This is a genomic window from Saliniradius amylolyticus (assembly GCF_003143555.1).
GTDB classification, from domain to species: Bacteria; Pseudomonadota; Gammaproteobacteria; order Enterobacterales; family Alteromonadaceae; genus Saliniradius; species Saliniradius amylolyticus.
Map to the genome: position 1 here is coordinate 2,231,623 of NZ_CP029347.1, position 13,764 is coordinate 2,245,386.

General features: G+C 53.1%; 15 protein-coding genes. All 15 read right to left on the reverse strand.

Features of this window, described 5'->3' with window-relative positions:
- Positions 1–4: 4 nt before the first annotated feature.
- The 15 genes from fliR to HMF8227_RS10470 all read right to left on the reverse strand — a co-directional run bounded on the left by fliR (position 5) and on the right by HMF8227_RS10470 (position 13,760).
- Entirely contained in the window at positions 5–787 is a 783-nt protein-coding gene (gene fliR / locus HMF8227_RS10400) for a flagellar biosynthetic protein FliR (RefSeq protein ID WP_109340114.1), read from the reverse strand.
- 2 nt (positions 788–789) lie between these two features.
- Positions 790–1,059 (reverse strand): flagellar biosynthesis protein FliQ, encoded by a 270-nt coding sequence (gene fliQ, locus HMF8227_RS10405; RefSeq protein WP_109340115.1) that lies wholly within the window; start codon positions 1,057–1,059, stop codon positions 790–792.
- On the reverse strand, positions 1,056–1,814 hold the full coding sequence (gene fliP, locus HMF8227_RS10410) for a flagellar type III secretion system pore protein FliP (RefSeq protein ID WP_109340116.1): 759 nt from the start codon (positions 1,812–1,814) through the stop codon (positions 1,056–1,058). The genes fliQ and fliP overlap by 4 nt, the downstream gene beginning before the upstream one ends.
- Positions 1,811–2,284, reverse strand: a complete 474-nt coding sequence (gene fliO / locus HMF8227_RS10415) for a flagellar biosynthetic protein FliO (RefSeq protein ID WP_239421283.1) — start codon at positions 2,282–2,284, stop codon at positions 1,811–1,813. The genes fliP and fliO overlap by 4 nt, the downstream gene beginning before the upstream one ends.
- A complete protein-coding gene (fliN, locus tag HMF8227_RS10420; RefSeq protein WP_109340117.1) occupies positions 2,244–2,672 on the reverse strand; it encodes a flagellar motor switch protein FliN in 429 nt (142 codons plus the stop codon). Before fliN ends, fliO begins: the two co-directional genes overlap by 41 nt.
- A gap of 23 nt (positions 2,673–2,695) precedes the next feature.
- Complete coding sequence (gene fliM / locus HMF8227_RS10425; protein ID WP_109340118.1) at positions 2,696–3,754, reverse strand: flagellar motor switch protein FliM; 1,059 nt, start codon at positions 3,752–3,754, stop codon at positions 2,696–2,698.
- Positions 3,755–3,764: 10 nt separating this feature from the next.
- Positions 3,765–4,289 carry a flagellar basal body-associated protein FliL gene (gene fliL, locus HMF8227_RS10430; protein ID WP_109340119.1) on the reverse strand — a complete coding sequence of 175 codons (525 nt, stop codon included), beginning with the start codon at positions 4,287–4,289 and terminating at the stop codon, positions 3,765–3,767.
- 68 nt (positions 4,290–4,357) lie between these two features.
- On the reverse strand, positions 4,358–6,361 hold the full coding sequence (locus tag HMF8227_RS10435) for a flagellar hook-length control protein FliK (RefSeq protein ID WP_109340120.1): 2,004 nt from the start codon (positions 6,359–6,361) through the stop codon (positions 4,358–4,360).
- A 152-nt stretch (positions 6,362–6,513) separates the two neighbouring features.
- Positions 6,514–6,966, reverse strand: a complete 453-nt coding sequence (gene fliJ / locus HMF8227_RS10440) for a flagellar export protein FliJ (RefSeq protein WP_109340121.1) — start codon at positions 6,964–6,966, stop codon at positions 6,514–6,516.
- A 12-nt stretch (positions 6,967–6,978) separates the two neighbouring features.
- Positions 6,979–8,316, reverse strand: coding sequence for a flagellar protein export ATPase FliI (fliI, locus tag HMF8227_RS10445; protein WP_109340122.1), 1,338 nt, complete (start codon positions 8,314–8,316; stop codon positions 6,979–6,981).
- Positions 8,316–9,113, reverse strand: coding sequence for a flagellar assembly protein FliH (gene fliH / locus HMF8227_RS10450; protein WP_109340123.1), 798 nt, complete (start codon positions 9,111–9,113; stop codon positions 8,316–8,318). The genes fliI and fliH overlap by 1 nt, the downstream gene beginning before the upstream one ends.
- A gap of 9 nt (positions 9,114–9,122) precedes the next feature.
- Positions 9,123–10,166: a flagellar motor switch protein FliG gene (fliG, locus tag HMF8227_RS10455; RefSeq protein WP_109340124.1), complete on the reverse strand. Its 1,044-nt coding sequence runs from the start codon at positions 10,164–10,166 to the stop codon at positions 9,123–9,125.
- Between the two features lie 2 nt (positions 10,167–10,168).
- Positions 10,169–11,872 (reverse strand): flagellar basal-body MS-ring/collar protein FliF, encoded by a 1,704-nt coding sequence (gene fliF / locus HMF8227_RS10460; protein ID WP_109340125.1) that lies wholly within the window; start codon positions 11,870–11,872, stop codon positions 10,169–10,171.
- An 18-nt stretch (positions 11,873–11,890) separates the two neighbouring features.
- Positions 11,891–12,220: a flagellar hook-basal body complex protein FliE gene (gene fliE, locus HMF8227_RS10465; RefSeq protein ID WP_109340126.1), complete on the reverse strand. Its 330-nt coding sequence runs from the start codon at positions 12,218–12,220 to the stop codon at positions 11,891–11,893.
- A gap of 181 nt (positions 12,221–12,401) precedes the next feature.
- The gene (locus HMF8227_RS10470; protein ID WP_109340127.1) at positions 12,402–13,760 is read right to left on the reverse strand and encodes a sigma-54-dependent transcriptional regulator; all 1,359 of its coding nucleotides are present in this window, start codon (positions 13,758–13,760) and stop codon (positions 12,402–12,404) included.
- Positions 13,761–13,764: the final 4 nt, after the last annotated feature.

Here is a 13,764-nt window from a genome sequence, read left to right on the forward strand (position 1 = left end):
AACCTTAAGGCGGACAGACACGCAGCAGCTGACACATCAGCAATTGCGCGCGGTCCCATTGACTTTCGAAATGATAGATAAAGTTACCAATGGTAACCCACATCACTACAAAGCCCACTTTCTGAGCGATGGCAAACCCCAGAGAGAAAATATTTAACTGTGGCGCGGCTTTAGTCATCACACCAAAAGACAGGTTCACTACCAATAGTGACATAATGGGGGCCAAGGACATCGTCACTGCAGCCAGAAACATATAAGAGCCCCAATGGGCGATTTCCCGAAACTGCTCGCCGGTAAACCAGCCGCTTCCCACCGGGAAGGCTTCAAAGCTGGCGGCGATCATCTGCAACATGATCAAGTGACAATCCATCGCCCAAAACAACAGGGTGGCGAGAATCAGATAGAACTGACCCACCGCTGGTACGTTAATTCCGTTGACCGGATCGACGATCGACGCAAAACCCAGGCCGGTTTGCATAGCTAAGATTTGCCCGGCTAATACAAAGGTATTAAGCATCAGGGAAGACAAAAAACCGATGGCAATGCCGATCAGAAGTTGCTGAATGATCAGTAAGAAAGAACCCACTGAGAGTAATTGGGTGATGGGAATCGGTTCCATCATGGGCATCACCAGCAGAGTGACAAACACCGCCAACATCACCCGCACTCTGGGGTTCACGTTACGGGCACTGAACCCCACCATTGCAGTGAACATGCCCACAACTCTCATAAAGGGTAGCGTCAGATCCACCAGGAATTGGGTAATGGTGGTGGCAAGAATGTCCATAACTAGCCAACCACTTCAGGGATCCGCTGCACCATATCGATAAAAAAGCTGGTCATTCTATCGGTCATCCAGTGACCACCCAGCATGATCGCCAGCATGGTTACCAGCAAACGAGGCAAGAAGTTAATGGTCTGTTCGTTAATGGAGGTCGCGGCCTGAAACACCGACACAATCAGTCCCACGATCAGGCTGGGCAGGATGATGGCCGTTACCATAATGATCACCATCTCCAGTGCATCCCTTAAGATCTCGACAAATAACTCGGGACTCATACACCCATCCCAAAGCTCGTGGCCAGAGTGCCAAAAATCAGATTCCAGCCATCCACTAACACAAACAGCATTAGCTTAAAGGGCAAGGACACAATCATTGGTGAGAGCATCATCATACCCATTGCCATCAGCACCGAGGCCACCACTAAGTCCAAAATCAAAAAGGGAATAAACAGCATAAACCCAATCTGGAACGCGGTTTTAAGCTCACTGGTCACAAAGGCGGGTATCAAAACGGTCATGGGCACGTTACGAGGATCATCGATCTCCCCCTGCATATTGCCTATTTTTACAAAGGTTTCTAAGTCCTTAACCCGAGTCTGGGCCAGCATAAAGGCACGCATGGGCTCCTTGCCTCGCTCATACGCCTGCAAAAAGGTGATGTCTTCGTCCAGGTAGGGCTGCAGAGCCACCTCGTTCATCTTGTCAAACACCGGAGCCATGATAAACAGGCTCAGGAACAGGCTGACACCGATCAGGATCTGATTGGAGGGCGACTGCTGCAGGCCGATAGCCTGACGCAATATTGCCAGCACAACGATAATGCGTGTGAAACTGGTCATCATCAACACAAAGGCAGGGATCAGACTGAGCGCGGTCATGATCGCCAGCGCCTGCAAGGTCATGGAGTAGTCTTGGGTGCCATCCGGATTGGTGGTCACTGTGACCGCCTTGATGCCCGAACTTTGTGCCCAAGCTAGCTCGGGCACCAGCCCAGCGGCTAAAACAACAGTCAGCAGGAGCCAGCGAATCATTGTCCGGAGCCCTTGTTCTGCGCGGCCGAACCATTCATAAACTGCGCCAGTCGATCTTTAAACGGTACGGTAACCTCAGAGGACGAGGTATCGATATGCTCACTTAGAGTGGCCAGATGACTGATCTGGTTCGCCGTCACACCGAGTAAATGTTGTTCGCCGGCCACTTCGATCACACACACGCGCTCCCGGGTACCCATGGCGGCCGAGGCCACCACTTTAATCTGACGATTACCGGTATGGCTGACATTCATGCGCTTCAGCACATAGGCTAAGGCATAAATAACACCAATGACCACGGCCAGTGATAAGCCAAGTGTAAGAAGGTCGGCAGAACTGCCGACCGTGCGAGGACTACTCTCAGATTCCTGGCCTGCCACAGTCATTGGCAACCAGGCCAGACTGAGCACCGAGGAAATCAGAGGGGCTTTATTTAAGCTTCTTGATACGTTCGATTTGACTAATAACATCCGTAAGCCTAATACCAAATTTGTCGTTCACCACTACCACTTCGCCGTGAGCAATCAGGGTACCATTGACCAGAACGTCCAGTGGTTCGCCGGCGACACGATCCAGTTCGACCACCGAGCCCTGGTTGAGTTGCAACAGGTTACGGATGCTGATGCTGGTTCGCCCCACCTCCATGGAGATGGTAACAGGAATATCCAGAATAGTGTCCAGCTTCTTTTTTTCTTCCTGAGAAATATCGGCAGGCTCTTCTTCTTGCAGCTCATCCAGTTCGGCGACCTGCACGTCGTCTTGCGACTGCTCATCGCCGCCATCTTCGCCTTCTGACTCAGCCTGTTCGGCCATGGCCGCAGCCCAATCGTCCATTCCGTCATCATTTTCAGTGCTCATAATGGCTACCTCTCTCTTTATCGTTACAGGTCATCTTCCAGCACCGCCAATTCGGCATCACTGTCCAGACGACGGCCACCTTTGGTCAATAGCTGTAATTCGGATTTCACCGAGGTCGGTCTTGGGATCTTCTCGGTCACTTTCAGGGCTAGGTTCTCTCTCGAGCGTCCCATCTTGGTTCGGAAGGTGGGCAGATCTTCAATGAACATGGTCACATGCTCGGGCATTTCCACCGGAATAATATCCCCTTCCTTCATGTTCATAATATCCTGAAGCGAGAGCTCCAGCTCCAGCAAGGTTGCAGAAACGCCGACTTCCACATCCATGATTTCGTCCCGCAGGGCCTTACTCCAGCGCAGGTCGGTATCTTCTTTATCACTTTGAACACCCGCGTCCAGCAACTCACGAATGGGCTCCAGCATGGAGTAGGGTAACGCCACATGGAAGTCACCGCCGCCCCCATCCAACTCGATGTGAAAGGAACTAATGACGATAACTTCGGTGGGGCTGACAATATTCGCCATGGCTGGATTCACTTCCGAGTCTAAATACTCGAAAGAGACGTCCATCACCGGTGCCCAGGCTTCTTTGTAATCTTCGAAAATAAGTTTGAGCAGCATCTGGATAATCCGCCGCTCGGTGGGAGTAAATTCCCGTCCTTCGATCTTGGCATGGTAGCGACCATCACCACCGAAGAAGTTGTCCACCAGAATGAAAACCAGACGTGCTTCCATGGTGATCAGGCCAGTACCTTTCAGCGGCCTGAAGCGCACCATATTCAAGCTAGTGGGTACAAACAGAGTATGGATGTACTCGCCGAACTTGATCATCTGGATGCCGTTGATAGACACCTCTGCACTGCGACGCATCATATTAAACAGGCTCACCCGCATATGACGGGCAAAGCGTTCGTTGACGATCTCCAGCGTTGGCATCCGTCCCCGGACAATACGATCCTGCGACGAGAAGTCATACTCCAGCGTTGCCCCCGAGGGCTCACTGGACTCAACGTCTTCTTCTTCGACATCATCGACCCCGTGTAACAGGGCATCGATTTCGTCTTGGGATAATAAGTCGCTCACAATACGTACCTTATTGCATCACAAATCCGGTAAAGAGCACTTTCTCTACCACTTCCCGGCCCGACACGTCTTTCATGGCGGCGCGTACTTCGCGGGTCGACTGTTCTTTCAGCGCGACCTTGCCTGCTTCGGTCGCTAAATCTTCGGCGTTGGTGCTACTGAAGACTCTCAGCAAGGTCCCTTCTATCATGGGAATGTGCTTCTTGGCTTCTTCTTCATTGTCATTGCCCCGAACCATCAACTGCACCTCAATTTGCACCAGACGATCACGGCCGATACCGGGCACATTAAAGACAAAGGGCCGGGGCATGGCAACGTAGCGCGCCGATCCCAGTTTTGCTTGTGGCGTACCATCATCGGCTTCAGCCGGTGCAGTAGCAGTATCCTGCTCAGGCATCGGGGTATCAGAGCCGCCCATAAACATAAAATAGGCTCCGGCACCACCACCGAGCAACAGTACGGCGACAGCGATGATCACTATCAGTTTTTTCTTACTACCGCCTTCTTTTACTTCCAGTTCTTTATCATCTGCCATTGGCTTCTCTTCCCGCTGCGTTTATCGCTATTATCCTCAACACTGGGCTGCCTTGGCAATGGGCCAGACTAAACAAAATAATCAATGCCACCCAGACTGCCATTCACCACGCTCATCTCGACGCCAGTTTCACTGTCTTCACCCTGCTCGCCGTCGTGTCCCTCAGACGAACCGCCTGCCCCTTGTCCTTGGCTGCTCTGTTCCTGAGCCTGCTGCTGTTCCTGCTCTACAGAAGATTGTCCCAGTTCAATGCCCTTTTCTGATAATAGTTCTCTGAGCCTTGGCATCGCCTGGTCCAGCATCTCTTTGGCCTGCTGGTTTTGTACCGTCATATTCACGCTGGCCTGCTCGCCGTTCATCTGCACACGAATCTGCATGGAACCCAAATCCGGTGGATCCAGACGAATATCCGCCGACATATTACCCTGATCCACCAGCATCCTTACTCGATCCGCCAGCTGTTGAGCTGCCTCGGACTTGGCTATGTTAATGGCCCGCTCCATCTGCCCGGCAGGGCTTGAAGTTGGCTGAGCGGCCTTGCTCCCCGACGTGGCCTCAACGTGACCGACGCCAGCTCGTTCGGCCGCCATGGGTGAGTTCATGAGTTCCGCGGGCGGTGACGTCTGAGCCTGCGCACGACTCTGGGAATCAGTCAGGCTGGTAAGACGTTGTATGGCATCCTGCAACGTCGCGGTTTGCTTATCGCTGCTTTCGCCTTCAGAAGAAAGGGCCTGTGCCACCAGAGCTTTTAAGTCCAGTCCAGGTTCGCGACCTTGTTTTAGCTGGGCCTTCATTTCTTCCACACCGGCCTTAAGACTACTGATAAAGCTGCTTTTCTCCGACTCATCAGCGCCTTGCAGAGCCTGACTGGCCTGACTCAGTGCCTGGTCCAGTTTGGTATCAGAGAGCCGTGCCAAAGCCTTAAGCGTTCTCTCCATATCCGGCTCAGCATTGCTGGCAGTTGAGTTGTTGCCAGAGTCTGACGCTCCGGCGGATGACACGTCTGCCGTCCCCTTACCCTGAATCTTAAGGAGCTTATCGCGTATCAGTTGCAGCACCTCGTCAGACTCGGTTTCGGTAGTCAGTCCAGTACTTTCCTGAGCCATTAACTGCTGACGCAGCAGAGTCAATTCCTGCACGCCGACCTTAACCTCCTGACCGGGTCCTTCTCCGTCAGCCTCTTTATTGAATTGGTTTATGGCCTGCAATAACTTCTGGGTCTGGCCGTTCAGCCACTTAGGATCTAAGGGCATATCCTCTGGGTTATCCTGATTCGCAGCCTCACCTTTGTCCGCCGACTGTTGTTGCAAAAAGCGCGTTAATTTATCAAGAAAATGGACAAGCTCTTTAGGCTCGCCACTATTATCAGTCGCTTGCAGCTCAGCCATTATGGCCTCAAGCTGCTGGCGCTGTTCACCATCCAGCTCCTGTAGCACTCTATCGGCATCGAAGCCCAGCTGTTCCAGCCATTTCGCCATCGACGGAGCATTGTCATCCGGGTCAGAGGTCACCTCTTCCGACACATCCTCAGACTGCTTTTGCTTATCGACACTCCCCTGCTGACTGATATGCTGGTCGGCCAGCTCATGAATCAAATCCAGCCAGTGTTGGTTCTCCGGCGACTCCCCCTCTTCGACATGATCTTTTTGCTCTGCCTGAATGGGTTTTGCCGGTGACTGGGCAGACTGCGAGGACGCCGCTGTCTTATCGGACTCCGCTTGTGCCTTTTTATGTTGATCTGGATGCTGAGTTGCTTCAGGGTGCTCTCTTGTCTTGCCTTTTACGCCCTGACTAGCCGCCTCACCTTTCTTTGCAGACCGCTCGGAATCATGCTTTGGCTTGTCAGAAATCCGGTTGTCCTTATCGGTGGACACCGCCGCCCGCTCAGACACTTCAGTGCGGCTTGCCGATTCTGTTTGTTTTGCTGATTTCGACTCATTGGCGGCTTGTTGCCGAGTAAAGTGCTCAGAAAAAGCGCCATTCGACTCTGAAGCCGTCTGTGGCGACCGGGATTCGCTGCCTTTTACTTTAGGGGCGGCAATCGCTGGGTTGGGGGTGGCAACTTGTTGCATAGTTTTCGATTTCCCACTTTATTCAAAGGGCCTGATGGCAAATGAAGCGCCTTATGAGGCGACGTCTTACCGACACTGAATCTGTGAACAAAATAAAAGCAATTATCGGGCCAGCTATTAACCTGGAGCGGTTCGCAACCACTTTATAATGTTCAGGAGCTGAAACTTTGCCGTTGTCTTAGAAAGCGCTGAATAGCAAATTCATCCAGCACCTGTTGTTCCTGACGGGCTTCCCGCTCTGCCTGCTCCTGGTATTTTTTCTCCAACAGCAATTCCACCGCTTTGCGCTTTTGCTGCTGCTTGAGCCATTGCTGCTTGCGCTGATCCGCGGCCGACTGGGACTGGGCCACGAGACGACTTTGTTGCAAGCACGCCATATCCAGTTTATCGATAAAGGCCTGGTGCTGACCAAAGGTGGAGGCGCCCACGCCGGATGACGCTCGTTGATGAACCTCTCGCAGATAATCCAGTCGGTAACTGTTCAAACCGGTCAGCTTTTGTTTCTGGGCGGAGACATTCTGCTGAGCGTGCTGATACTCGCGCGCCAGTCGATCCTCCTGTTCCTGTTCTCGTTCAGCCACCATTTGTAACTGCTTAATCGACATAACGCGCTCCGGTTACCCTTGCCCAAGTCCCTGTCCGAGCTGCAACAAATGCTCCAGACTCTCATCATAGGGGATGACCTGCTTCATCTTCTGTTGCAGGAACTCGTTAATTACAGGCTCGGCCTGAATCGCCAGGTCGATCCGGGGATCACTGCCTTTGTTATAAGCGCCAATGCTGATCAGATCTCGGTTTTGCTGGTAAGTGGAATAGACCTGTTTCACCCGGCGTGCCACATCCATATGCTCTTCGCTGACCACCATAGGCATAACACGACTGATAGATGCCTCTACATCAATAGCGGGATAATGACCACTGTCGGCCAATCGACGAGTAAGCACAATATGCCCATCCAGTATCGCCCGAGCCGAATCGGCAATGGGATCCTGAAGGTCATCGCCTTCCGTCAATACCGTATAAAAGGCGGTAATCGAACCTTGCCCGTCGCCGCCATTACCCGCCCGCTCTACCAGTGCAGGCAAACGAGCAAACACGGAAGGTGGATAGCCCTTGGTAGCGGGTGGCTCGCCTACCGCAAGCGCAATTTCACGTTGGGCCATCGCATAACGGGTCAGTGAGTCCACCAGCAGCAAAACATCCAGGCCCTGATCACGAAAGTATTCAGCAATGGTTACCGCCGTTTCACAACCTTTGAGCCGCATCAGTGGTGAGGTATCCGCAGGCGAAGCCACCACAACTGACTTTTGCCGTTCTTCTTCGCCTAGAATATCCTGAATAAATTCTTTGACCTCTCGGCCCCGTTCTCCCACCAGGCCCACCACTACCACATCGGCAGTGGTGCCTCGGGTCATCATCCCCAGCAGTACCGATTTACCCACACCGGAGCCTGCAAACAGGCCCATACGCTGGCCCTGGCCGACGGTAATCAGCGAGTTAATTGCGCGCACTCCGACATCCTGAGGCCGCTCAATGGGCCGACGATGCAGCGGATTCATGGCCGGCCGGGTGAGCGGCATGCGTTGATTGGTCTCTACCGGTCCCTGTCCATCCAATGGCTGGCCGTTACCATCCACAACCCGCCCCAATAACTCCATGCCCACCGGAATGCCTTGCTCTCGCAATAAAGGTTGTACCCGTGAGCCGGGCACAATGCCGCGCACTGTTTCAGTAGGCATTAAATAAGTGATGGTATCGGCAAAGCCGACCACCTCAGCCTCGATTTCACCGTCGATAGTCTGCACTACGCACTGGCTGCCTACGGGGAGCTGACAACCCACCGCTTCTAACGTCAGACCAATACCACGCACCAACTTCCCCGCAGCTGTGGTATGCGGCTGTGGAAGCTTGTCGCGTTTTTGACGGAGTCGTTGCTTAAGATCATCCAGCGCCATTACAGAGTGTCCTCGTCGGGCACGTCAGGTAGGGCATTATCCAGTAAGAAGCGATCCAGAACCTGCCTGACTCGCCGCTCTATGGTGACATCCACCGCGTTGGTGTCGGTGACAATATCGCAGCCGCCGGGGGAAATATCAGGGGTTTCCACCAGTTGCCAGCGGTTCTCTTTCAATTGTTCCGAATCAAAATGCTGCTGAATTAACACCGCATCATCGGGGTGCAGCCGGATCTGATATTGTTTCTCGCCAATGGGCAGAGCTTTTAAGCCATCGCTCAGAGCCTGGCGAATAATGTCGTGATTGACTTTTAACTCGGTGCGGATCACCGAACGAGCCAGGGCCACGGCCAGTTGCACCAATTCCTGCTCCAGTTCCTGGTCAACCTTAGCCACAGGCTCGGTAAGCTCATGGGTTAATGCCTGCCAGCGCTCCACCAGGGTATCGATTTGCTCTTTACCCGTATCATAGCCTTGCTGAAAGCCTTCCTCATGACCTTGTTTACGGCCTTCTTCCAGGCCTTTTTCCAGCCCTTCGGCGTGACCTTTTTCAACGCCTTCCTGTTTGCCCAGCTCGAGGCCTTCCTGGTAGGCGGATTCACGTATGGCTTCGATTTCTTCGGCCGTTGGCAGGGTGAGCTCTTCTTCCGGCTCCGGTGGTTCGTACTTCCAGTCGCTGCGTTTATTCAACGCATTGGTCTTATCCTCCGGTTCCTTGTGTTCATTTTCCACATAGGGCAGTTCCCAGCTTTTCGCCTCTTTTTCCTGCTCCGGGGTTAAGAAAGTGGGTTTGCTCATGCGTCAGCCTTATAAGAATTCATCACCGCCACCGCCGCCCAGCATGATTTCACCGGCATCCGCCAGACGACGCGCCACTCCAAGAATTTCTTTTTGTGCGGTTTCCACTTCGCTGACTCGCACGGGCCCCATGGCTTCGAGATCATCGAGCAGCATTTCGCTGGCTCGTTTGGACATATTCTTGGTCACTTTATCTTTAACCGCGTCGTCGGCACCTTTAAGGGCTTTGAGCAACGCATCTTGTTCAACCTCACGCAGCAAGGTCTGCATGGCCCGGTCGTCGACTTCCGCCAGGTTGTCGAATACAAACATCAGATCCTGGATCTGCTGGCTCATTTCCTCGTCTTGCTCGCGGATGGCATCCATCAACTGACCTTCGATATTGGTATCCAGGTAGTTCATGATCTCGGCGGCCGATTTCAGGCCGCCCATTTTGGCTGCCTGTGTACCGGCCTGACCGGCAAACTGTTTCTCCATAATCTCGTTCAACTCCTGCAAGGCCGCCGGTTGCACCTCTTCCAGGTTGGCGATACGCATCATCAGATCCAGACGTACTTTCTCCGGGAACTGAGCCATGATTTCGGCCGACTGCTCGGCTTCCAGGTAAGATAAAACAATAGTCTGAATCTGAGGGTGCTCGTTGCGAATAATGCTGGCCACCTGTTTAGAGTCCATCCATTTAAGTGAATCCAGACCTTTGGCACCGCCGCCCATCAGGATTTGATCGATAAGGTTGGCGGCCTTATCCTCACCCAACGCGGCCGTCAGGGCTTTCTTAACAAATTCCTGACTCTGGAAACCGATGGTGCTGTGGTTCTGGATCTCTTCGATGAAGTGTTTATGCACCGCGGTGATCTTATTCTGGGTCATATCATCCAGAGTGGCCATGGTAGAGCCCAGCTTCTGAACCTGCTTAGGCTCCAAATGCTTTAGGATCTGCGCGGCATCTTCTTCCTGCAGACTGAGCAACAGGATAGCCGCCTTTTCGACCCCTTCGAGCTTACCAACGTCGTACGTGGGCTCTTCTTTTTCTACCAGTTCTTCAGTTGCCATAATTATTCATCCATCATCAGCCAGCCCTTGACCACCTGGGCAGACAGTTCGGGTTCGTTCGCCACCAGCGCCCGCACCGCTTTCAATACATCTTCGTCTTTATGCAGGTCCGGCAGCATCAGTGAGCCATCCGAGGCAAAGCCAACCTGACCTTCATCGAAGTCCTGCGACAGCATACTAATGGTTTCATCCCCCAGATCCAGCCCTGAATCGGCGTCGTAACCGTCGTCCTCACGGGTATCTTCGGGGTAAATCAGCTTCTTCAGCATGGGCCGCACAATCGCCATGATCAGGGTGATGATTACCAGGCCACCGACCAACAGACGCAAAGCACGCATGAACCAGTCTTCTTCCCAGAAAGGCACTTCAGCGATCGTCGCGTCTTCCATGCGGTTAAAGGGAATACTCACCACTTCCAGGGAATCACCGCGAGTCACATCAAAACCAATGCCACCCTGTAACAACCGACGGATATTCAACAGCTCTTCCTGAGCCCGGGGGACTTCGGTGGTACTGCCGTCTTCTGCGGTTTCGGTTTTATAATCTACCGCCACCGATACACTCAGACGCTTGATCACACCGGTCTGCTGCTTGGTGTGACTGATGGTCGTATCCAGCTCATAGTTGCGGGTACTTTCTTTATGAGTACGTCCCGGAACAGTACTTTGACTGTTATTGCCAGTCGCTTGTTCCGGAATATTCGCGTCCAGCGGCGGCTGATTGCTCAAGGCCCCCGGAATACCGGCGGTGACACTGCCGACGCTGTTATTCTCTACCGTCATCTCACTGCGTACCGCAGGCAGATCCGGATTATAGCGTTTTTGCGTCTGTTCCACCGAGGTAAAGTCCATGGTCACATCCACCTGGGCGGTATAATTTTCCAGACCCAACACTGGGATCAAAATGGAATCGATCTTCTCGCGATACTCGGTTTCGCGCCGCTGTTCGATTTCATATTCACGACGTGAACGGGCGCTCATCGAATCCTGGGAGCCTGAGTTCAGCAAACGGCCATTACTGTCGGTCACGGTCACCTTCGCCGGCTCCATACCTTCAACGGCTGAGGACACCATATCCACAATGGAGTCCACCTCTTCACCGGATAGCACTGAACCACGACTTGGTGTAACCACCACGGTGGCGCTGGGCTTTTTCGCGACACGGGCAAACACACTCTCTTTGGGGATCGCCAACAGTACTTTGGCCTTGCGGACGGCGCTGATCTCTTCAATAGTCCGGGCCAGCATTTGTTCGCGAGCGTGCTTGAGTCGCTCCTTTTCCACGCGCTGGCTGACGCCAAACCCCATGTCCTGCATGATAATGTCAGTGCCGGCCGACGATTCTTTGGTCAGTCCCTGACGGGCCATGCCTAACTTGATGTCCTGATACTGCTCCTCATTGACATACACCACATTGCCGTCTAGGCGATAGTCGATCTGACTGGCGTCCAGGTAGTCGAGTGTTTCAATCAACTCTTCGGTAGGCATCTTAGCCAGCGGCCGGTACTCAGGCTCCTGCGCCCAAATAACGATAAACACGGCGATGGCCACACAAATTACCAGTGCCACAATCAGGGTAATCTGACGCATCAGATCGATACCCCCCAGACCATCCATAAAGCCCGATTTTTGCTCCTGAGCGCTATCGTTAGACTCGGTTTGTGCAGCGTCGGAAACTGCCAGTTCTGTACCTGTTGCTTCAGCCACGGCTCATTCCTCTCTCGGTTATACCGGCATATTCATTATGGTTTTGTAGGCTTCTAACACCTTGTTGCGCACCTGCATGGTGGCTTCAAAGGCGATGCCGGACTTCTCTTTGGCCACCATCACGTCGGCCAGGCTGACATTGGGGTCACCCATCTCAAATTGCTTCTGAAGATTGCGGGACTCAAACTGCATGTCATTGACGCCATCCAGCGCATCTTTCAGCATATCGCCAAAATTGGCGCTACTGGGGTTGGCCGGCTGGGCTTGAGGGGTACTTTCCAGACCCGTCCCCGCCTGCGCGGCGAGTGCCTGCATTTGACTGTATAGGGCTTGTGCTTTGACGTCCATACTCACTCCAGACGGCATCAGATTACGTTACCCCATCTAAAGCAAGACTAGTGCCAAGGCGTATTTTACCTTTATTTACAATAACTTAAGCACAGATAGAGAGTTCTTTTTGAGCATAAAAAACCAGAGTGACGGAAAGCCGTCACTCTGGTATTTATTCATAGGCAGGACAATCGGCGGTTCAGGCCGGTAAATGAATCCCGTTATCGCGCATCCGGGCCAGCTTGTATCTGAGAGTCCGGGGACTGATCCCCAGTTTCTCTGCCACCTGTTTGCGACTACCATTACAGGCCTTGAGGGTTTGTAAAATAATCTGATGTTCCTGCTGCTGCAACTCTGCGCCCAGGCGTTTTTTCTCTACCGGTGGCAGTTTGTCTTCGACCAGCGGACCCTTTGACTCCGATGCCGGGGCCAGATCCTGCTCTAGCATCAGATCTCCGGCATCGATGTGATCGTCCTGCACCAGAATAAGCGCACGCTGGATCACGTTTTCCAGTTCGCGCACATTACCGGGCCAGGAGTACTGACTCAGTTTTAGCTCGGCAGCACGACTCAATTGAACAATGGCCCGGCCTGATTTGAGACAGTGGCGCTCGATCATATGTCGGGCTAAGGGCAAGATATCCCCGGTCCGCTGCGACAGCGGGAGCCAGCTTAATGGAAACACATTCAGACGATAATAGAGGTCCTCACGGAATTGCCCGTCTCTGACGGCCTGTTGCAAGTCACGGTTACTGGTCGCGATGACTCGTACATCCAGGCTGATGGTCTTGCGCCCACCCAGTCGTTCGACTTCTTTTTCCTGAAGCACCCGCAATAACTTGGCCTGCAGCGCCAGATCCATTTCAGTAATTTCATCCAGCAGCAAGGTACCGCCCTGGGCTTGTTCAAACTTACCCGGGCAGGCTTGTAAAGCTCCCGTAAAGGCGCCTTTTTCATAGCCAAACAAGGTGGCTTCCAGCATATTTTCAGGGATGGCAGCACAATTAATCGCGATAAACGGCTCATCGGCGCGCGCCGATCGATCGTGGATATAGCGAGCCATCACTTCTTTACCCGAACCACTGGGACCTAACACCATAACTGTTGCATCGGACTGAGCCACCTTCTGAGCCAGCTCCAGCAAACGCCGAGAACTTGGGTCCCCTACCACAGGAGTACAAGATTCTACCTTCTGAGCCGGTGCGTAGCGACTGACTAAGTTCAACAACACTTCGGGGGAAAAAGGTTTGGCCATGTAGTCGGTTGCCCCTTCACGCATCGCCTCTACCGCATCGTCGATAGTGGCATAGGCGGTCATTAAGAGTACCGGTAAATTGGGCCATTTTTGCTTAATGGTGCGCATTAACGATAAGCCGTTCATTGCCCCCATTTGGATGTCGCTGACCACCATATCCACCGATTGCTGATTGAGTCTCGACAAGGCCGCCTCGGCGCTATCCGCTTCCAGAATTTCATAGCCGCCCAGTGTGAGCGTATCCACCAGGGCCTCACGCAGGCCACTGTCATCTTCGACGATCATGATACGAGTATGGCTCATGGTT